General features: G+C 29.7%; 17 protein-coding genes. 6 read left to right on the top strand and 11 right to left on the bottom strand.

Going from position 1 to position 20,828, the window contains the following annotated elements; genetic code table 4:
* Positions 1-82: 82 nt before the first annotated feature.
* The 6 genes from U3G01_RS02110 to U3G01_RS02085 all read right to left on the bottom strand — a co-directional run bounded on the left by U3G01_RS02110 (position 83) and on the right by U3G01_RS02085 (position 4,659).
* The gene (locus U3G01_RS02110) at positions 83-1,330 is read right to left on the bottom strand and encodes an IS3 family transposase (protein WP_255031337.1); all 1,248 of its coding nucleotides are present in this window, start codon (positions 1,328-1,330) and stop codon (positions 83-85) included.
* A 488-nt stretch (positions 1,331-1,818) separates the two neighbouring features.
* Positions 1,819-2,733 (bottom strand): RluA family pseudouridine synthase, encoded by a 915-nt coding sequence (locus U3G01_RS02105; protein WP_010321471.1) that lies wholly within the window; start codon positions 2,731-2,733, stop codon positions 1,819-1,821.
* Positions 2,711-3,148 carry a Dps family protein gene (locus tag U3G01_RS02100; RefSeq protein ID WP_010321472.1) on the bottom strand — a complete coding sequence of 146 codons (438 nt, stop codon included), beginning with the start codon at positions 3,146-3,148 and terminating at the stop codon, positions 2,711-2,713. Before U3G01_RS02100 ends, U3G01_RS02105 begins: the two co-directional genes overlap by 23 nt.
* A gap of 15 nt (positions 3,149-3,163) precedes the next feature.
* Positions 3,164-3,388 carry a 50S ribosomal protein L31 gene (gene rpmE, locus U3G01_RS02095; RefSeq protein ID WP_010321473.1) on the bottom strand — a complete coding sequence of 75 codons (225 nt, stop codon included), beginning with the start codon at positions 3,386-3,388 and terminating at the stop codon, positions 3,164-3,166.
* A gap of 58 nt (positions 3,389-3,446) precedes the next feature.
* The gene (locus U3G01_RS02090; RefSeq protein ID WP_255031189.1) at positions 3,447-4,052 is read right to left on the bottom strand and encodes an FMN-dependent NADH-azoreductase; all 606 of its coding nucleotides are present in this window, start codon (positions 4,050-4,052) and stop codon (positions 3,447-3,449) included.
* A 22-nt stretch (positions 4,053-4,074) separates the two neighbouring features.
* On the bottom strand, positions 4,075-4,659 hold the full coding sequence (locus tag U3G01_RS02085) for an FMN-dependent NADH-azoreductase (protein ID WP_255031190.1): 585 nt from the start codon (positions 4,657-4,659) through the stop codon (positions 4,075-4,077).
* A 373-nt stretch (positions 4,660-5,032) separates the two neighbouring features.
* On the opposite strand from U3G01_RS02085, the gene U3G01_RS02080 reads away from it, so the two are divergent.
* The 6 genes from U3G01_RS02080 to U3G01_RS02055 all read left to right on the top strand — a co-directional run bounded on the left by U3G01_RS02080 (position 5,033) and on the right by U3G01_RS02055 (position 13,905).
* Entirely contained in the window at positions 5,033-5,929 is an 897-nt protein-coding gene (locus tag U3G01_RS02080) for an ABC transporter ATP-binding protein (RefSeq protein WP_255031191.1), read from the top strand.
* Between the two features lie 26 nt (positions 5,930-5,955).
* The gene (gene metK, locus U3G01_RS02075) at positions 5,956-7,107 is read left to right on the top strand and encodes a methionine adenosyltransferase (RefSeq protein ID WP_255031193.1); all 1,152 of its coding nucleotides are present in this window, start codon (positions 5,956-5,958) and stop codon (positions 7,105-7,107) included.
* 110 nt (positions 7,108-7,217) lie between these two features.
* Positions 7,218-9,425: a putative immunoglobulin-blocking virulence protein gene (locus U3G01_RS02070; protein ID WP_255031195.1), complete on the top strand. Its 2,208-nt coding sequence runs from the start codon at positions 7,218-7,220 to the stop codon at positions 9,423-9,425.
* A 903-nt stretch (positions 9,426-10,328) separates the two neighbouring features.
* Positions 10,329-12,587: a putative immunoglobulin-blocking virulence protein gene (locus U3G01_RS02065; protein WP_255031197.1), complete on the top strand. Its 2,259-nt coding sequence runs from the start codon at positions 10,329-10,331 to the stop codon at positions 12,585-12,587.
* A 98-nt stretch (positions 12,588-12,685) separates the two neighbouring features.
* On the top strand, positions 12,686-12,919 hold the full coding sequence (locus tag U3G01_RS02060) for a hypothetical protein (RefSeq protein WP_255031199.1): 234 nt from the start codon (positions 12,686-12,688) through the stop codon (positions 12,917-12,919).
* Positions 12,874-13,905, top strand: a complete 1,032-nt coding sequence (locus tag U3G01_RS02055; protein ID WP_326564868.1) for a restriction endonuclease subunit S — start codon at positions 12,874-12,876, stop codon at positions 13,903-13,905. Before U3G01_RS02060 ends, U3G01_RS02055 begins: the two co-directional genes overlap by 46 nt.
* A 588-nt stretch (positions 13,906-14,493) precedes the next feature.
* On the opposite strand, the gene U3G01_RS02050 is transcribed toward U3G01_RS02055, so the two are convergent.
* Genes U3G01_RS02050 through U3G01_RS02030 form a run of 5 tightly spaced genes read right to left on the bottom strand, consistent with a single transcriptional unit; the run spans position 14,494 to position 20,792 of the window.
* Positions 14,494-15,186, bottom strand: a complete 693-nt coding sequence (locus U3G01_RS02050) for a hypothetical protein (protein ID WP_255031201.1) — start codon at positions 15,184-15,186, stop codon at positions 14,494-14,496.
* Positions 15,176-16,375: an ABC transporter ATP-binding protein gene (locus U3G01_RS02045; protein ID WP_255031203.1), complete on the bottom strand. Its 1,200-nt coding sequence runs from the start codon at positions 16,373-16,375 to the stop codon at positions 15,176-15,178. The genes U3G01_RS02050 and U3G01_RS02045 overlap by 11 nt, the downstream gene beginning before the upstream one ends.
* 2 nt (positions 16,376-16,377) lie before the next feature.
* Positions 16,378-17,313: a sugar ABC transporter permease gene (locus U3G01_RS02040; RefSeq protein WP_255031205.1), complete on the bottom strand. Its 936-nt coding sequence runs from the start codon at positions 17,311-17,313 to the stop codon at positions 16,378-16,380.
* A 4-nt stretch (positions 17,314-17,317) separates the two neighbouring features.
* Complete coding sequence (locus U3G01_RS02035; protein WP_255031207.1) at positions 17,318-20,368, bottom strand: ABC transporter permease subunit; 3,051 nt, start codon at positions 20,366-20,368, stop codon at positions 17,318-17,320.
* Positions 20,361-20,792 (bottom strand): hypothetical protein, encoded by a 432-nt coding sequence (locus U3G01_RS02030; protein ID WP_143825417.1) that lies wholly within the window; start codon positions 20,790-20,792, stop codon positions 20,361-20,363. Before U3G01_RS02030 ends, U3G01_RS02035 begins: the two co-directional genes overlap by 8 nt.
* Positions 20,793-20,828: the final 36 nt, after the last annotated feature.

The raw sequence follows: 20,828 nt of genomic DNA, 5'->3' as shown, positions 1-20,828 counted from the left end.
AGTTTTTTACCTATGATTTTGATTGCACCACTTTTGTTAATTTTTTCTAGCATGTTCATTTTAAAAATTTTGGACAAATAATTTACCTTATATAAGAGCTTGGACTTTTATATGATAAGCAACTTTGAGGCCTTTCATTGTTATACCAATCAATAAATGAACTTATTTTTTGATAAGCGGTAGCCACATTTTCAAAATTTTGGCCCTCAATATTAAGCAATTCGCGTTGAAAAACTGCGTAAAAATATTCAATAGGGCGGTTTGCAAGGGCATTTCCTTTTGGTGACATTGATTGTTGGATACCATTTTGCTTTAAAAAATTAGCAAATTTGTAGTTCGCATATTCCACACCATGATCTGAATGGAAAAATTTTGGTTTAATATTATACTTTTTGATCGTTTCTTTTACTAAGTTTATAGTTTCTTCTGAAAATCTAGTTTTAGAAATTGAAAAATTTAGCAGGTAATTGGATTTTGTTTCAATAATTGAGTGTAGGTAAAATCATTCGTTGTTAATTTTGATAAATTTAATATCAGCAAACCATTTTTCACCAAAATTTTCTGAGCTAAATTCACCTTTGATATGATCTTCAGTCCAAATTCGCGTAAACTTTTTCTCTTTTGGCGCTGTTTTTCCTTGCCTTTTATAAGCTAGTGATTTTAATCCTAAAAATTCGTAGTGTTTTTGAAACACGTACGTGGATACATAATTTCCCTGATTTTTGTAAATATTATATAGGACGTCGCGCCCTTTAACTTTTCAATTTAAAATGAAATTTTCACGAATTCACTCAAGTAATTTTTCATCATAAATCATTTTCTTTGGTGGTTTTTTTACCCTTATTTTCTCATAAATCGAACTGCGATTAATATTGAAAACACTACAAATTCTAGTGGAATTTTCGATTTTGTTTTTATCTTTTTCTTGTTCTTGCTTTCGCTTTTTGAGCTCCTCAAGAACAATTGCGGGGTCAACCCCGTATCTTCTAAGAACATTCTCCATTATTTCTTGATAAATTTCACGATCGTTTTCAGAAAGATCGTTAATTGTATATTTCCTTTTTGGTTTACGCGGTGATTTGATTTTCCCACGAACACTTATCAAACTTTTCATATCATTATTATAAAACTTTTTTTGTCAATTTCTTATCAAATTATTAGCATATATATGCAACATTCATTCTTTATGTGCTTTTTTACTTTTTGATTTGCTTTTATAAATTTCTCTAAATTCTTCTGCAAATTGCAAAATTGCGTTTTTCAATCCTTTAGATTCGGCAATTTTGATGTATTTAAATTTGTCTTCAATTGTGAATTTGTATTGTTTCATTTTGACACATCTTTTTTTGAATGTGCCTGAAATTAATATACTAACTTAAAAATATTTGGTCTAAGAAAAAACTATGTTATAATAATCTTCACTAAGAATGAATTAATAAATTTTGATATTGAATTAGGGAGGAATTAGTTATGTTTTTACCATAAAAAAATCAGAAAATGCGAATTTTCCATTATGTTTTTAAATATAATGGAATGCCTTAAATTTGACCGTTTAGAAATCTACAAATTTATGGCTTTTAATTATTGTTCTTTCAAAACTTCATATGTTTTTTTAGGCTCAATGTAAATAAAAATGAGTTTTCTATTTGCATTGAGTTTAAATAGTAGTTGTATTTTTTTATAATTTTGCTTTTTAAGTAAAAAAAGTGCCTAAATAAACCAGGACACTTTTTTAAGATTATCTCATCAAACTGGGAAACTCGGGAAAAATTTTTTCTTTGTTTCTTTTTTAATCAAAAAATCTAAAACAATAAAATTTTAGATTTTTTGATTAAAGGCGATCATAAATTCCTTTGGTAGATCAGTGCTAAATTCAAGTTCTTTTCCGTCAATATGTCTAAAAATTAATTTGTATGCATGTAATCTTTGGCCTAAATTATCAACTTTAGTTCCATAAATTGGATCACCATAAACTGGAAAACCTATATGAGCAAGATGTAAGCGAATTTGGTGAGTTCTACCAGTCTCAAGTTGGCATTTTATTAGGCTAAAATTTTGGTTTTTGTAAACAAAATGCTTAATTAATTCAACATTAGTTATTGCTTGTTTGGAATTAAAATAACTAACTGCCTTTTTTAAGGGGTTTTTAGAATCACGAGCAATTGGCAAATTTATTTTAATAAATTTATGAGGTATTTTTCCTACTACTATTGCTTTATAAAATCTTTGAATTTCTCTTTTTGCCAATTGATCGGCAAAATATGAATGTGATTTTGCATTTTTAGCTACTAAAATAAGACCGCTTGTATCTTTATCAAGTCGATGTATAATTCCTGGTCGAACTTTATCAAGATCACTGAGATTATTTTTTAAAAAATTAATAACTCCATTTACAAGTGTTCCGTCTCAATTGCCAACGCCAGGATGAACCACCAAATTTTTTGGTTTATTGATTAAAAGAATATCTTCATCTTCAAAAATAATTTCAAAATCAATTTTAGCAGCTTTTAATGATGGTTGTGGACTTATATAATCATTTATGATCATAATAGATTGTCCTGATTTTACAAGTAAATTTTTTTTAGAAGTTGCAATATTATCAATTAATACTTTTTTATTTAAAATTAAATTTTGAGCAATAGCCCGTGAAGAATTAGTTAATTTAGCAACTAAAACATCAATTCTTATCGGTTCTGAATCATAAATAAGATTAATTATTTGATTTTTGTGCATGAATTATTCAAAGTTCTTTATGATAGTAAAGAACAAGTTCATCAATTAATGGGAAAATTAAATGTTGAATTTCAAAATTTGACTCGTCTTGTTGGATATTTTTGCAAACTTCAAGAATTAGCTTGATTTGTTTGCCAATTTTTTCAAGAACTATATCAGAAGTTCAAATTTTTGAATTAAATATTTCTAAATCTGAATTTTGACTAATTTCATCAAAACTTGAAATTGCAACTTGACCTAATGAACGGATTTTTTCAGCTACTTGGTCAATAAATTCAATTGTTTTTTGTGCTAATTTGTCTGTATATTTATGAATAACTAAAAAATCTACATCTTGTAGGTTTCAATGAAAATTTTTCAAATTAGTATACAAAACAGTCAGATTTGCTTGTAATTTATTTAATTTTGTAATCATATTTAAAATTATTAACTATTTTTTTGTAGGATTTTTTTGCGCTTTTGCCGCCATTCGACGAAATCTTTCAATTCTTCCGGTGGTTCGACTAAGTGATCTATCACCAGTAAACTGAGGATGACAACCAGAACAAATATCAATTGTAAATTTATCAACTACTGTTTTGATAGTAAATTCTGAATTACAAGTTGAACAAGTTAGAGCTAAATCGTGTTGAACAGGATGGATATTTTTTTTCATGTTAGTCCTTATAATTTTTTTTAAATCAATTATAAAATTATACTTGTTTTTCTATATTTTAAAAATTTTGCGCTAATTTTTTAATTTCATCGCGATGCTGTTCAACAAAATCGCTAATTGATAGTTGATTTGCCGGCGCTACTTTTGTTCCCGCAAGAACAAAAGGGCTTGAGACAATTTTAGCGCCTAAAAATTCAAAAATTTGTTTAATTAAGGCAGTATGATTTCCAAATGGATATCAACCAATTGGGGCTCCTTGGGCTGTAAGAATTTGTACATTTTTGATATTATCTAATAATCCGTGATATTCGCCAGTTTCTTTGTTAAGACTAAAGGTTTGATTTGGGATTGTAATTGCATCAAAAAAGTTTTTGGTTGTGGCTGAATAGTTAAAATTTGTCATTGAAGTTGAAAAAACAACTTTATCTACTTTTTTTAATTTATCAATTCAAAACTCTGTTTGTGCATTTTGGTAAAAACTACCATCTTCAAAATTTTTTTCTGTTAAATTAATGTTAGCGATATCGAATTTATTTAGATCAAGAACTTCAATTTGATCCTGAGGATTAAATTCACGGTAAAATTTAACAAAAAGATCTGAAAGAGTTGAAGAATATGATCCTTTTTTTTCATTAACTGATGACTTTAAAACTAGAATATTCATAATTTTCCTATTTTTATTTTTTTTAAAAACTTTTAGCTGTTTCTTTGATTTGTTTTACGAGACTCTCATCAAAACCATTTTCTTTATATTTATAAGACTGTTCAATAATAAGCGGATTATTAATTTTTTTAGCACCAAGAAAATTAAAAGTACCAATGATTGTCTCAGCTGGATTTGGACTTGGTAGTTCTTCTTGTTTTGAATGTGAACTTAATATAATTTGGACATTTTCAATATTATCAAGAAGACCAATTGCTCCACCTTTTTTTGAATATTTATAAGAAAATGTACGATCAGCAAGACAAACTGCATCGAAAAAATTTTTAATTTGGGCTGAATAGCCTCAATTTATTATCGGTGATGAAATAATTACTTTTTTGGCTTGTTTTAGTTTTTCAATTCAAAAATCAGCATCAACTTCTTTTCAAAAGCTTGAAAAATTTTCTGAATTTAGGGAAACTTGTCCGACTTTATAATCGTTAAGATCAAATTCATTAATAGTTGCATTAGGATTTTGCTCTTTATAATGTTCAATAAAAAGTTTTGCAACATTATTAGAAGTTGAATTTTGATTTAAATGTGACTTTATATATAAGACCTCTGCCATTTTTGCCTCCATTTTGTTTTTATTTCTTATTTTAATTAAGTAAATTTTACCTTAAAAAACAATTAAAAAAAGAAAAAAAAATTATTAGTAAATTTTAAATGTTCTGATATAACAACTACATTTAATTATCCTGCCAGATTAAGAATTAAACAGATTAAGAATTGAAATTAGTTTTATTCCTGGCATGCCTTGTTTTTTACTTTTGTAAAATTCTTTTTTTATTTTAGTTCAATAGCAGTTATTTTTTTGCATTAAATTTTAAAAAATATTTTAAAATTTAACTTTTGTATTATAATTTAGCCTTTAATGTAAAAGTTAAATTACATTAAATTATATTATAAAAACTAGTTGAACTAGCAATACAGGAGTAAATATGTCATTAAGTTTTTTTTCAAAGGCAAAAAAAGTCGAAAGACAAACAAAAGCCTTAAAAATAATTAAAGAAACTGAGTCAGAAAATTTATCAGCAAAGCAATTAAAATTAATTCGCTGAGCAAATGATACTCCACGAGTTAAAGTTGGTAAAATTCAAGATGCTAACTTACCTGGTTCGATAATAGATTTTAAAAACGTATCAAAATATTATCTTTTTGGCTCTGTTGTTACAAAAGTTTTTGCAGATATTAGTTTTAGTATCGCCGAGGGTGATTTTGCTATTTTAAATGGTAAATCCGGATCAGGAAAGTCAACAATATTGAATTTAATGTCAGGTCTTGATAGGGCAACTGAAGGTGATATAATTGTTGATTCTGTTAATTTAGCCTATCTTAAAAATTCAGAGCTTACAAAATTCCGTCGTCAAAAAGTTTCATTTATTTTTCAATCATATAATCTTCTAGGAAATATAAATGGATATGATAATGTTCAAGTTGGCGCTTATCTTCAAGGTGATAAAACAAAACTTTTAGACATCCAGGATTTATTTTCTGAATTTGAACTAGATGATATAAAATTTAAATTTCCATCACAAATGTCCGGTGGTCAACAACAGCGAATTTCAATATTAAGAGCGCTTGTGAAAAACGCAAAAATAATTTTTGCCGACGAGCCAACTGGTGCTCTTGATGAAAATAACACAAATATTGTTTTAAGAATTCTTAAATATATCAATAAAAAATATAAAACAACAATTGTCATGGTTTCTCACGATCCCCAAATGGAACCTTTGGCCGATTTAATTATCAAAATAAATAACGGAAAACTGACAACAAAACGCCAAAAATCACTCTCATTTGAAGAATTTCTCCAAGCAAAACAAAAAGCTGCCTAATTTTTAGCTATTAACAAAGGGAAAAAATGAAAATATCAAAAATTTCAGTCGCCGAATCTGTTGGAAAAGGCCATCCTGATAAAATTTGTGACCAAATTGCTGACTCAATTCTTGACAAACTTTTAGATCAAGATGAAAACTCGCGGGTGGCAATTGAAGTGATGGCTTCAAATCGACTTATTATTATCGGCGGTGAAATTTCGACAACTGGCTATGTTGATTTTATCAAAACTGCTTGGGAAATTTTGTTTGAAATTGGCTATACCGAAAATGATTTTACAATAATTTCTAATGTAAATAACCAGTCAAAAGAAATTTCTAGTCTTGTAAACCGTTCTCAAAATAGCCTTGGCGCTGGCGATCAGTCGATTGTTTATGGTTTTGCCACTAATGAGACTAAAAATTTTATGCCTCTTGGTCAAAGTCTTGCGCACTCTTTGGTTCAAAAAGCTGAATTTTACCGTAAAAACGGCCAGTTTTTAGAAGCTCTTGCCGACATGAAATCTCAAGTTGAAGTTGTTTATGATCAAAACAACCAGCCAAAAATAACTAAAATGTTAATGTCAATTCAGCATTTAAAAAACTATGACCAAAACCGCTTTCGTGATTTTGTATTAAATAAAATTATGATACCAACTGCCAATGACTATGGACTAAACTCTGATTTTAAAACTTACATTAATCAAGCGGGTGAATTTACAATCGGAGGCCCAATTGGTGATAGTGGTCTTACTGGGCGAAAAATAATTATTGATTCCTACGGAGATGCAGCTCACCATGGCGGTGGAGCCTTTAGTGGAAAAGACTATACAAAAGTTGATCGAAGTGGGGCTTATATTGCTCGTTATATTGCAAAAAATCTAGTTGCCTCTAATTTAGCAGATGAAATTGAAATTCAACTCTCATACCAAATTGGCTCTGAATTTCCTGATTTAGTTAATATTACTTATGTTAAAAACCCTAAATTTAGCATAGATCAAATTAGTCAAATTATTAGAGATGTTTTTGATCTTCGCCTTGCTAATTTAGTTAGTCAACTTGGATTATCAAAGCCGATTTACCAAAATCTTGCTGTTTATGGACATTTTGGCCGCGATGATCTTAATCTTAGTTTTGAAAAGACTGATTATGTTGAAAAAATTCACCAATATTTATCAAAACAAAACTGAAAAAATTAGTCTATTTTTTTTAAGATTTTTTTAGTACCTATTTTTACAATTTATATTATAATTTATGCTATAATTTAACTTGAATAAGTAAAACAAAGTAATTTGCAAAAGGAGATATCATGGTACTTTATTTATCAAAAAGAAAAAAAATAATTAGCGTTGCATTACTTGGACTTTCGGTTGCTGCTGCAACTTATATTCCAAGTGTTTTTTCGGCTAATATTTTTAGTCCTTTAGAAATTTCTTACTCAACAGCAACTCCTTCAACAGTTTTAAAAAACAAACCAAATGATGATAATTTTTCTCCTGTAGCAAATACTGAATTTATTGATCCGCCTAAAAAACAAAACTTACCTGAAGCGCCTGTTCCAAGTCCAGGTCCAAAAATAGTTGTTGAAAAACCAATTCAAACCGTCCAACCGCCAACTGTTAAAAAAATTGAAAATCCAATCCCGCAGACAACACCAAAAGCAAAACCAAAACCAACCTCGCCAATTGTTAGCCCAATTCGCACTATCGCCGCTCCAACTCCCAGACCAGTCCAAAGAGTTACAACAATTCAAACAGTAACCACTCCAACAGTTCAAGCCCGACCGGCAACTCCTACTTTTGCCCCGCCAGCTCCTGCTCCTTCGCCTTCATATCAACAAGTTGATACAAACGGTAAATGAGGTCAAGCGCTTCAAAACCTTAAGTTTCGTGCTTCAACTAATGTTAGTACAGCTAATTCAAATATTGAAAGAATAACTGCTGAAATTAAAGAATTAGAAAGACAAATGAATGAAGCCGACAAATCAGTTTATTGACGCCCTCGCGGTAGATCACACGATGAATATTTGAAATCTTGAAACGAAAGTTACACTTGACAAATTAACAACAAAAAATATGAACTTGAGCGCCAAAAATACGATTTAAAATACCATTCTGAACGTGTAGCCCGTTTTAGTGCTGGCCGTTTAAACCAAGAAGAAATTTCCCTACTTGAAAAAGGTTATACTCCAGACAAAGACACTGACGGATGGGAACCTAGAAATAATATTGTTAAAAAAGCAATTAAAGCTGATAATGCAAAAGGAATTGCGCCTTATGATAGTCCATGACCAAATCAAGATTCAACAGTTTTAAGTAGTTTATCTCGCCCAGGTTGATCTGGTGGACTAAATGTTCCTAGTTCACATGTAAGCGATCCAAGCTTTACTTCAAGTCTAAAAGAAGCCGGAATTCCTGAAGGTTCTAGGTCAATTAGACTTATTCAATACAAGAAAAATGACGGGAACAACGCTGGAAAAAACGATATAAGACAATTTAAATCGCTTTATTTAGACTCATCTGATCCAACTGCTTTATCAAAATTTGATACCATTCTTCAATCTTTAGCTAAATCTCAAACTGATTTAAAAGAAGTTGTGCTTCAAAATGTTAAAGGTGAATACACCTCAACAATTGAACAAATTATTTCTAAACTTCCTTCTTCAATTACTTCTTTACGTCTTTTTGTTGAAGACAACAAAGGGCTTGAGGCTCTTTCAAAATTAGAAAATCATAAACTTACTGAATTATCACTTTATTCAAATGCCCAAAAAGAAACTGGAACTTGGGCTATTAATCCTAATGGTCTTAAAAATGTTGACTTTATTAAATGAGACTTTGTTGATAAAGCAAACATAAATCTTTATAATCCAGGGGCAAAATTACCTGGTTCAATTCGTTTTGATACTTTAAGTTGAACAAAAGATCTAGGAAGTACTGAAAAAATTAATGAAGGACTAAAAATTGCTTTTGGTTCTAAAATTAATCAGCGGGTATTCCAGGGAGTTTTTGGTGGCCGTGGCGGTTATCCACCAAATCTTGATTTTTCTAAAACTGAAATAAAAACTTTTAGTGGCATTAAATTTGACGAGGCTAACAACGAATTTAATCGCCAAATTTCAACATGAGAAACCGACACCGGTATTAAAGAAACTGCTAACTTTTTCCTAAGATTTAGCGACATTTCCTTTGGAATTGACTCTAATAGTAATTCTTCTGGACAAAAAACATATACCGTTAAGCTTGAAGAATTTGATGGCCAATTCCAAAAAAGACTCAATTTTGGTCCTTATGAATTTTCAAACATTTATATTAAAGATAAAGATGGAAAACAAGTTCAGGGCGCAACTTTAGTTCTTAATGGAACTTTTTCTGCAAACGCCAAAACTGATTTAGAATACTTCCTAAAGGCCGCAAAACGAACAAATGCTTTTAGTAAAATTCAAGTTGATGCTTCTTTGGCTTCCCAACTTAGCGGATCACTTGAAGGATTGCCTATTGAAACCAAAACATCCTAAAAATTCTTAAAAATTTTCAAATATAAAAAAATCCAACTTTTGCTATTTAAAGGTGGATTTTTTATTATAATTTAGAATATTTCTGAGTTTCCCAGTTTGATGGCAAAAATTCACTTTTTATTAAATACAAATATGAAAAAATACCCGTAAATTCGGGTTTTTTAGTCGCTAAAATCTTAATTTTTATTATTTTAAAATTAACCTTTTGCAAAAAAAAAAAAAAAATGTTTGGTCTAAGAAAAAAATCTGTTATAATTACAGTCACTAAGAAGAATTAATAAATTTTGATATTGAATTAAGGGGGACTTATTATGTTTTTGTCATAAAAAAATCAGAAAATGCGACTTTTCCATTATATTTTTAAATATGATGGAATGCCTTAAATTTAACCGTTTAGAAATCTATAAATTTAAGGCTTTTAATTACTGTTCTTTCAAAACTTCATATATTTTTTTAGGCTCAATTTAAATAAAAACGAGTTTTCTATTTACATTGAGTTTAAATAGTAGTTGTATTTTTTATGGTTTTTGTCAGTGTTTTAAACTAAAAAAGTAGTTCAAAAACTTCATATTTTGCTTTTTAAATTAAAATTTTAGCTTTTTTAGTTTGCTTTATTTGATTAATAAGTAGATTTTTCTTTCGTGATGCTTAGATTTAAAATTTAGTGTTTTTGCTTTGATAGTTATTTTTTCCTGAGTTTGGCAACTTAGCATGTCACTTGAAGGATTACCTGCTGAAACTAAAACATCCTAAAAATCCTTAAAAATTTTTTATTGCAAAAAGTTTGTTTTTTTAAAAAAATCATTTATAATAATTTCTAAAAGTATCTTAAAAACAAAATTAGCTAAAATTTAAATTCAAAAATTTACCTAATTTTGTTTTTTTGTTTTTAGGGAGGTTGAAATGCAAGTTTTTTATGTCTCAAAGCGCAAAAAATATTTAATAGGAGCAGCAGCAAGCGCTATTGCTGTTGGTGTTTCTTTTGCATTAAATGATGTAATAAATAATTTTAGTTGAGAATCTTCTTTGGTTGCCTATTCACCGCAAGCACCATCAATAATTCTTAAAAATATACCAAATGACACCGCTTTTAATTCACCAGTTACAAATTCTGAATATATACCAGTCAAAAAACCAGAACCTAAAAAAATTGAATCGCCCGCTCCAGAAACCCAACCCCAAAAAGTTGAAAAAATCCCGCCAAAAGTTGAAATTCCAAAACAAGTAAAAAAAATTGCTATTGCCACCCCTAAACCCGAGCCTACCCCAACAATAACACGTAGACCAATTACTCGAATCGAATCAACCATCCCAATTCCAGCTCCAAGTGTTTCAAGAACCGCTAGTTCACCAGTTCAAAGCACAGCAACTACCACCCAAAGAGTCCAAACTTCGCCAAGACAATCTGAATCAGTTAATGTTCCAGCCGGAGCAATTGAGAAAGCAAAAGCCAATTGGCGTTTAGGTCTTGCTGCTTCAAAACGAAGAACTGAAGCAAATATTGCCTCACGAGCAGCTGAAATTGCCGAACTAGAGCGCCAGTTAAAACATGAATTTAAGCGCTATTACCCTAATGGTGGAGAACATGAAAAAAAACTATTTGAAGAAAGTCTAAGATACCAAATTTGGGTAGCAAATAATTACAAAACAAGAGAAGACAATTACTTAAAATTTTTAAAACAACAAGAAATAGAAGGTCCACAATTCTCTGATATTGAATACAAATGAATTGCCCGCGGAATGACTGTTGATACTAACGACCATCACGGTTGAGTTTTTGTAAATCCTGATGACAATCCAGTTACAGGTAAAAATGGACTTTACCGTCAACGAAACCAAAATCGTCTTTTAAGTAATGAAGGTTGAGTTCAACGTAATCCACAGGGAATTGCTAATCAAAACTATGAAGGTTGAGATAAAGCCGATATTTCTTCTAATAGTGAGTGAAAAAACGAAATTGACAAAGTTGCTGGCTCAGGTTCTGGATCAATAAAAGTTTACCAATACACTCAAAATGCCCAAAACAAACATAAGGCTTTCAAGGACAAAATTATCGCCGTTTCAATTGATGCAAATGATAAAGATGCCTTTGAAAAATTCCAAGAATTTCTAAAATCTAATGTTGGTAATAAAATTGATGCTGTTGTTCTTAAAAATGTCGGAACAAAAAATAAAGGCCAAAATATTGATAAAATTTTGAAAGCTTTGCCAAATAATGTCCAAAAACTAACTTTATTTTTAGATGAACAAAAAGCAATAAATGGCCTACACGCACTTCGAGGCAAAAAACTTAAAGAATTAGAGCTCTATTCTAATCAAAAAGCAATTGATGATAACTGAGCAATTAATCCAAATGCCGTTGCTGATGTTGATTTCATTAGTTTTGATTATAATAATGCCGCTGATTTTCACAAAAACACACCTGATGAGCAAATTCCAGGATCAATTTTATTTGACACGCTCCGTTGGGATAAAGGGGATAATGAAACTAAAATCACCGAAGGTTTAAAATTAGCTTTTGGCTCCAAAATTTACCAACGACCATTCCAAGGTCGCCACGGTGGTAAAGGTGGCTATCCTCCAAAACTAGATTTTTCTGAAACAAATATTAAAACAATTAAAAACCTTAAATTTGACGAAATTGATAAAATTTTTAATGATAACATTAAAAATTGAAAAGAAGATAAATATGCATCTCAAGATTATGAAGGCTTTAAAAAACTAAGATTTACTGATATTTATTTTGCCGCTGATAGTAATTCTGGATCTAATACTAATTCAGTCCCAAGTTTTTCAGCTAATGTTTCAGATTTTGATGGCTCAAAATATACTGATAGATTAAGTGGAATTTCTCAGCGTTATGATAATCCTTCTGGGCGAATTTATTTTCGTGATCAAACTGGCCAAAATCAACAAAATGTTACATTTAATATAAGTGGAACTCCAACCGAAGATTCCAAAGAACAACTCAAAGCCTTTGTTGAAGCAGTAAATAATGCTTATCCTTTTAGTAAAATTGTTGTTGATTCTGAAGAAATTAAACAAGATCTAATTAAGTTCTATCAAGAAAAAACTAAAGATCCAAAACAAAAACAAGCATCAATAGGCAAATTTGCCTTGCGTGAAATAAGTGTTAAATCCTCTTCAGCCTCTTCATCTTAATTTAGACTACTAAAAATTTTTAAATATAAAAAAATCCAACTTTTGCTATTTAAAGGTGGATTTTTTATTATAATTTAGAATATTTAAAGGATTAATTAATGAATAGAAAGCCAAATATACCGCTAGTTAAATTCAAAAACTTCAATTCAGTTTGAATTAGTGATCAAGTTAAAAATTTATTCGAGATTTCCCGAGGCCAATCACTAACCAAAAACCAAATAAAATCTAGACCTGTAGAGAGAGAGAGAGAGAGAGAGAGAGAGAGAGAGAGAGAGACCGCGGCTACATCTATCCGGTTTATTCATCACAAACAGAAAATCAAGGGATTTTAGGCTATTATAACGAGTTTTTGGCTGAAAATGTAATAACTTGGACTACCGCCGGTGTAAATGCTGGCGCTGTTAATTTCCGAAAAGGAAAATTTTTTGCAACAGGTTCTTGTGGAATATTAACTTCAAAAAAGTATCCTGAAAATGAATTTTTTGCTATTGCAATTGGACTTAAAACCAAAAAAAATGTCACAAATGGCATTATTCCTTCGCTAAAAATTATCGATATGGCGCAAATTGAACTAAAATTCACTCCTGATATCACTGAGCAGCAAAAAATTTCCCAACTTTTTGAGACTTTTGAAAACTTGCTTAACCAACTTGAAGAAAAAATCCACCTTTTAAAAGATCTTAAAAATAATTTAACTAAAAAAATGTTTACTGATCTAAGTTCAGATTTTCCTTTAATTAGATTTAAAGGCTTTAGTCAGCCCTGAAAAACTGAGCAAATTAGCGATCTTTTTCAAACTTATAAAAACAAAAATTCAAATAATTTAAAGCTTATAAGCTATTCAGTTTCAAATAAACTTGGATTTGTCAGTCAAAAACAACTTTTTAAAAAAGGTGGAAAAGCAATTTTTGCAAATAAAGACAATTCACAAATAATTACAAAAAATTCTTTTGCTTTTAATCCTTCAAGAATTCAAGTCGGCTCTCTTGCTTTATATAAAAATTCTATGCCTGGATTAATCAGTCCGATGTATGAAGTTTTTAGGCTCAAAAAAGACTATAATTCTGATTATTTTTTAATTTGATTTAAGACCGAAATTTTTAAAAAATTGATGCTAAAAAGTACAAATAAATCTGTTAGACATATTTTTCGGCTTAATGAAATTGAAAAATATTTTATAAAAGTTGCTGATACTATTGAACAAGAAAAAATTTGGCAACTTTTTGAAACTTTTGACTCACTAATTGTTGCTTATGAACAAAAAGCTGAATATTTTAAAAATTTAAAAACAAGTCTTATTACAAAAATGTTTATCTAAAAAAAAAAAAAAAAATGCTTGGTCTAAAAAAAATTTCTGTTATAATTACATTCAATTAGGAATAATTAATAAATTTTGTATTGAATTAAGGGGGAATTAGTTATGTTTTTTGTCTAATGTGTTCTGGTAGTGCGAATTTTCCGTTATATTTTTAAATATGATGGTATGCCTTAAATTTAACCGTTTAGAAATCTACAAATTTATGGCTTTTAATTATTGTTCTTTCAAAACTTCATATATTTTTTTAGGCTCAATGTAAATAAAAACGAGTTTTCTATTTACATTGAGTTTAAATAGTAGTTGTATTTTTTTATGATTTTTGTTAGGTTTTTAACTAAAAAAGTAGTTTAAAAATTCATAATTTTGCTTTTTAAGTTAAAATTATAGCTTTTTTAGTTTGCTTTATTTGATTAATAAGTTGATTTTTCATTCGTGAGTGTTAGATTCAAAATTCAGTGTTTTTGCTTTGATAGTTATTATTCCTGAGTTTGCCAAAAAAGTTAAAAAAGTGCCCAAAACTAATAAACTAGGACACTTTTTAAGATTATCTTATCAAACTGGCAAACTCAGAAAAACGTCTAAATACAATTAGCTGTTGGAATTTTTTTGGATAATTTTATTTATTTTTGCTTCAAGACTTTTTGTTTCAAAAGGTTTTTTTGCTAAAGTTTTGTCTTTTTCAAGAGCTCCAAATTTTGATTTTGCACTTATTTGTAAAATCAAAATTAAAAAGCTAAAAATTAGGCTTATTCACATTTTTGTATAATTAGGAAAATCAGAAAAAATTGAATCTGTGACGGTGTTTTCCCCAATTTTTACACTAACATTTTGCTCAACTCGAGCCGGTTGAAGGGCGACAATAAAGAAACTTAAAATAAAAATAATTATAGATAAAGTAAAAATAAATTTATAAAATCTTTTGAGATCGCCAAATTGTTTTCATAAATAAATATGTTGAGCTAAAATTAAAAAGAACAGAATAAAACCAAAAACAATAACAAGTGAAATTAGACTAATAAAAATTGGTCAAAGTGGCAATGAAGTTGATTTGCTTCTAGCAATTTCAGTAATTTCTTGAGTAGTTAAATTAGAAAAACTACCTTTTGAAACAAAATCAATTTCCCAATCAATTCGTTCAAGAAACTGTCAAATTTGGACAAAAGAGAAAATTATAATTATTAAAAGTAAAATTTTACTTATTAATTGTAAAACTTTACGAGTAAAATAGGGTGCAATAAAAAAGTAAATTTTGGCACTTCGTGATTCTAAATTAGTTATCAAGATCAATTCGCTCCTTTGTTATTGCATCAAAAATGTGAATTCGTTCTAAATTAAAGCTAACTTTAACTTTTTGATCTAAAAAGTATTCAAAAATATTGTTCTGGTTGGAAATTAATTCAAGTTGATCGCCAACTTTAATTGCAACAAGTTGATCTTTACCAATTAGCTCAACATTAGTAATAATACCGTCAAATAGGGCTTGATTTTGGTTTAGATAAATATCTTCAGAACGAAAGCCGACTTGTAATTCTTGATTTTGACTTAATAAATTTGCCAATTTTTGGTCAACTTCAAATCAAATTGGTGCTTTTTTTGCCTTTATTTGGTTATTCTCAACAACACAATCAAATAAATTCATTGTTGGCGAACCGATAAATGTGGCAACAAAAGTGTTTTTAGGCTTAAAATATAATTCTTTTCCGGTTCCATTTTGCTGAATTTTACCGTCATTAAAAACTACAATTTGGTTTCCCATCGTCATTGCCTCGAGTTGATCATGAGTTACATAAATACTTGTAGTTTTGAGCATTCGGTGAATATTTACAATTTCACGGCGCATTGATTCACGCAATTTTGCATCTAAATTTGAAAGTGGTTCGTCCATTAAAAAAACTTGCGGTGCACGAGCGATTGCCCGTCCAATTGCAACCCTTTGACGTTGACCACCAGAAAGATCACGCGGTTTTGAGTATAAATAGTCACTGATTTTTAAAATTTGAGCCACATTTTTTACTTTTGAGTCAATAATGTCGCGTCTTTCTTTTGCAATTTTGAGTCCAAAAGAAATATTATCATAAACATTCAAATGCGGATAAAGGGCATAAGACTGGAAAACCATTGCAATATTTCGCTGATGGGGTGGTAGGTTATTATACCGTTTGCCATTAAAAATTAAATCGCCTTGAGTAATTGAATTTAGTCCGGCAATCATTCTTAAAAGCGTTGTTTTTCCTGAACCTGAAGGTCCTAAAAAGATGCAAAAATTACCACTTTCAATTATAAGATCGATTGCCTCGAGTGTATATTTGTCATTACCTTCATATTTTTTTGAGACATTATTAAGAACAATTTTGGCACCTTTTGTTTCTTCTTGTTGCTGGCCAATTTTTGCAACCATTTTATTTAAATCAATTTGATTTAAATCTAAATTAAGATCTTCAAGTTCAAAAAGTTTTTTATTTTTTTCCATAATTAACCTTTAACCGCTCCTTCAGAAAGTCCACCAATTATGTATTTTTGTAAATACATAAATAAACCAAGCGCAGGAAGAGCCGCAAGTAGAGCCCCAGCTGCATAAGCACCAGCATTAACATGTTTTGGCTCGACATTAATAAAAGTTTCAAGCCCGACAGCAAGAGTTAAGTCTTGAATATTGAAAAGCACAAATCTTGGTAAAATAACATCGGTAAATGGTGTTAAAAAAGATCAAAGTGCAACCATAATTATTGCAGGTCGTAAAACCGGTAATAAAATTTTGAAAAAAACACCAAAATTTGAACAGCCATCAATTTTTGCTGAATCATCAAGTTCGCGCGAAATACTATCTAAATAAGCCTTAAGCATGAAAGTATTTCCAGAAACGGCCCCACCTGAGTAAATAATTACTAACATAAATATTGGTGAAATTCCGCCAATTTGGCCAATTTGGACTAAAATATAGAGAAAAATTAACGAAGAAGTTGCCGGAATCATTTGCAATAGCATAATTATTGTCAAAGAATGTTTTGAACCTTTAAAGCGAAAACGCGAATAAGCATAACTATTTAAAGCAACTGCGGTAGTTGAAATAATCATTGTTAAAAGTGCAATTGTTAGCGTATTTCCGTATCAAGAGAAAAAATAAGACCGTTCAGAAGTAAATAAATAAGTGAAATTATCAAAACCAAAAACAAACGGCGTAATTGTAATAAGTCGAGTATTAGCAACATTAAAAGTAGCAATAACTAGCGAAACTATTGGAAATAAAACAACAACCGACCAAGAAATTAAAATTAAATAATTAAGAAAAATTCAAAGTAATTCAATTGGTTTAATATCCCGTTCATCACTTAAATTTAGACGTTTTTTTGGACTAGAATTTTTGGCAACAAACTCAAAACTAGCAATTTTTGACACTAATAAGTTCATAATTTTATCTCCTTTGCATTGATTTTATAAAACCACGAAGGGCAAAACTAATACTAATTAGCGCTGCCAGTGTTGAAAGTGCGGCGGCAAAAGCTTGGTGTCCATCAATTTTTATTCCTTGAGTTGTTAGCTTGAATACCCAAGAAATAATAATGTCAGTTGAGGCCTCACCAAATGGGGAGGCATTTGCATAAGCAGGACCACCGCCAGTAAAAATTGAAATTGTTGTAAAGTTATTAAAGGCGCCGACAAATTGCCCAATTAACATCGGCGCAATTCCCAGAAGCAATTGGGGAAGCGTTAGTTTTCAGAAAATTTGGGATTTTGAGGCCCCATCAACGGCGCCAGCTTCGTAAATTTCGCCCGAAATTGCCTGCAGATTTCCAGTAACAAGCATAAAAATAAAGGCATAACTAATTCAAGTCTGGACAACAATTAATAAAACTCGGGCCGTACCAATTTGGTTTAGTCAAGAAATTCCGTCTTTAATAAGTCCTAAATTAATTAAAATTAAATTAATATAACCTTTTGAATCAGCAGCAAACATTGAACGAATAAAAGACAAAGAAACAAACGCAGGCACTGCTCAAGGTAAAATAAATATTAGCCGAAAAATCTTTTTACCTTTAATTCGGGACGAATTTGTTAAAATTGCAATTAAAATTCCTAAACCAATCGGAAATAGTGTTGATAAAACTGTCCAAATTGCTGTTCAACCAAGAACTGAAGCTAGTGATTGAAACAGTCCAAGTTGGCGATAATCTCACCATTTTCCTCATTGTTTTAGTCCAACTCAGTTAACAGTCTGACCTGGCGCAGCATGATTGTAACCATAATCAGTAAAAGAAATTAAAACTGAAGTAATTATTGGCGCAGCAACGATAAAAATCATTAAAGCATGGCCAATTAGTGAAATCATTCACGGAAATCCGGTAGTTTGGATTCACTGTTTGGAATAGAGTCATTTTCCCGGAACAACTCCAGCTTCCATTGCTTTTGCAATTCTTCAGGCTGAAATTGCCCCAATTATAAAGTAAATTAGCACAAAAGCCATTAAAATTACCGATAAGACGCCACCAAAAAGGTAAAAACGAGCATCAGTAAAAATACCATCCCGAGGCGAGTGTAAATTTGCTCCTAAGTCAGCAAAGCCCGGAATTCCGCCCATTTTTGACCAGTAAGCTCCAAATGAAAAGGGAATTATTAAAGTATAACAAATTAGGCTAACAATTGAAAGTAAAGATCCTTTGATAAACTGACGAAATACAAATAATTCAGCAAGTCCCGGGAAGATTAAATTCAAAAAAAAGCTAATAAAACGGACGTTTTTTATTGTCTCAACAGGATAAGACTTTAGTGCTTCGTTTGCTTTTGATTCATAAATTTTTTTGTTAACTTTTAACTCATTAAAATAACGGTAATTATTTGTTTTGAGAATTTGTTTGAATTTTGTTATTTTTGAGCTCAAAAACAGCGTTCTTTTTTGGTCAGTTTTTGCAATTTTGGCTTGTTTTTGCAAATTTTTAAACGCTGTTTTGGCAATTTCGTTTTGCTGAAGTCGCTTTTTGTTTTTTGCAACACTCTCAAGATAATTTTGCTTGATTTGGCTAATTTTTGTTTTAATTTCTTCTTGTTGGGTTTTAAAATCTGGACTTGATTTTAAAACTTTTAGCTCGTATTTTGCAAGAATTTTTTCATTTATAAATTTTATCCGTGTCTTAAAGTCTTCGATTGTTTTTTCTCTAGTTGCCCAACCGAGATCCTGAAGATAATGGCCTTTGTATGAATATTGTTTTAAATATTTAGCTTTTTGGAGCAAAATTTGCCATTTTAGACTTGATTTTGCCAATTTTTTTATTAAAAAGCTACCATAAAAACCAAAATAGTGACTTTTAATTAAATCAAAAAGTTGTTGATTTTTATCTTTTAACTTATGGAAAAAATCTAGTTTATCTTTTAAAATTTGACTGTGATTTTCTAGGGAAATATCTAAATCTGGAATTTCAAAATTTTGATTTTTTTGAATGTTGTAAAATAATTTAATCGCCTGATCAAGGAAATTTATTTTTGTCTGCGACAAACTAAAGGCAAGATATTTTTGTTTTTGAGCACTAATTTTGTTAATTTGTGAATTAATTTCGTGCTTAAATTGATTTAGCTTGTTAATATTTTGTGACTCAAAAGTGATAATTTCCTGCTTTTTTTCGTTAATTAATTCTTTTTGGGCCGCATTTTGTTGATTTGCTTGTTGTTTTAGGAAATCAATTGCATTTTTATAACTATATTCCAAAGAAATTATTTTTTGTTTTGCTTTGAGTTCTAAATTTGACTTTCTTTTTTTATATAAGTCAGTTTGTAATTGTTTGGTTTCAGTGTAATTTTTTTTAGCCAAAGCTGATTTTTTTAACAGTTCGTCTTGTTTTTGTTTGATTTTTTGATAAAAATTGACAAAAAAATCGCTTTTTAGTTTTGATTGGGCTAGGAATTTTTTTCCGTCTTCATCAAGAAATTGGCTAATTTTGTTTAGATCAAAGTCAAAATCTTGGTATTTTCTAACATAATTTAGACAGACTTGAAAAATGAAGTGCTTTTTTATTAAGTCAACTTCAGATTCTAAGGTTGATTTTTTTGTTTTTTCAAATAATTCAACTTTAACCTGAGGACTATCTTCTGTTTGGTTGAGTGATTTTGAAAAATCTTTAAATCAATTGCGAAGATTTTTAAGTTCTTTTTCAATTTTTTTAATTTCAAAACTGAGCAATTTTTCAACTGAAACGGCAAAATTAAGTTTAATATAAGCGTCTTTGAGAACTTTAAGTTCATTTTTAAAAGCAATTTTTTGACTATGTAATTCGCGCTTTAGATTATCGCGAATTGTTTGTCGGGCCCGTAAAAATAGCTCTTTTTCAATGTTTTCTTGAATTTTGATCTTATCTAAAAATCTTGAGTGAGTAATTTTTGCACTATGATAATAAGATTTTAGTGTTTTAGCCTCAATATCAATAATCGTGTCAAATTTCTTGCCATAATAATTATAGAGTTGTAATTTATGCATTAAAACCGCCATTAGCTAATTTGTATTTTGTAATAATTCGTTTAAGTCGGTAAATGTAAGTTGAATAAATGAGCAAAACAACAATCAACCCAGAAAAAATAGAGATAAAAATTCCGCTTATTAGTTCTGCATTATTTAATTTTTCTGCTCCTTGAAAATAAGGATAAGCAGCCATTGAACAAAAGACAAAAATCCAAAAAAAGTAGAAGAAATAGCCGATTTTTACTTTTGAATAAGCTAAAAAAAGGTAAATTCCAAAGAAAATCACAAATAAATTTGTCCCAATATAAGCACTTAATTTTCCGGCTGCTAAATTTGAGGCTAAAATTTCACGTTGATTTTCCTGATTTGTTTTACTTATTTGGTCTAAATGTGTCCCAAAAACAAAAGGGATTAAAATTCAACTAATAAGCGCAACAGACAAAAAAGCACTTAAACAAATTAGCAGATAAAAATGTGA

Origin of the sequence: Mesomycoplasma ovipneumoniae, from assembly GCF_035918255.1 — a bacterium.
Lineage (GTDB): Bacteria > Bacillota_I > Bacilli_A > Mycoplasmatales > Metamycoplasmataceae > Mesomycoplasma > Mesomycoplasma ovipneumoniae_A.
This window is presented reverse-complemented; position numbering and strand designations above follow the sequence as displayed.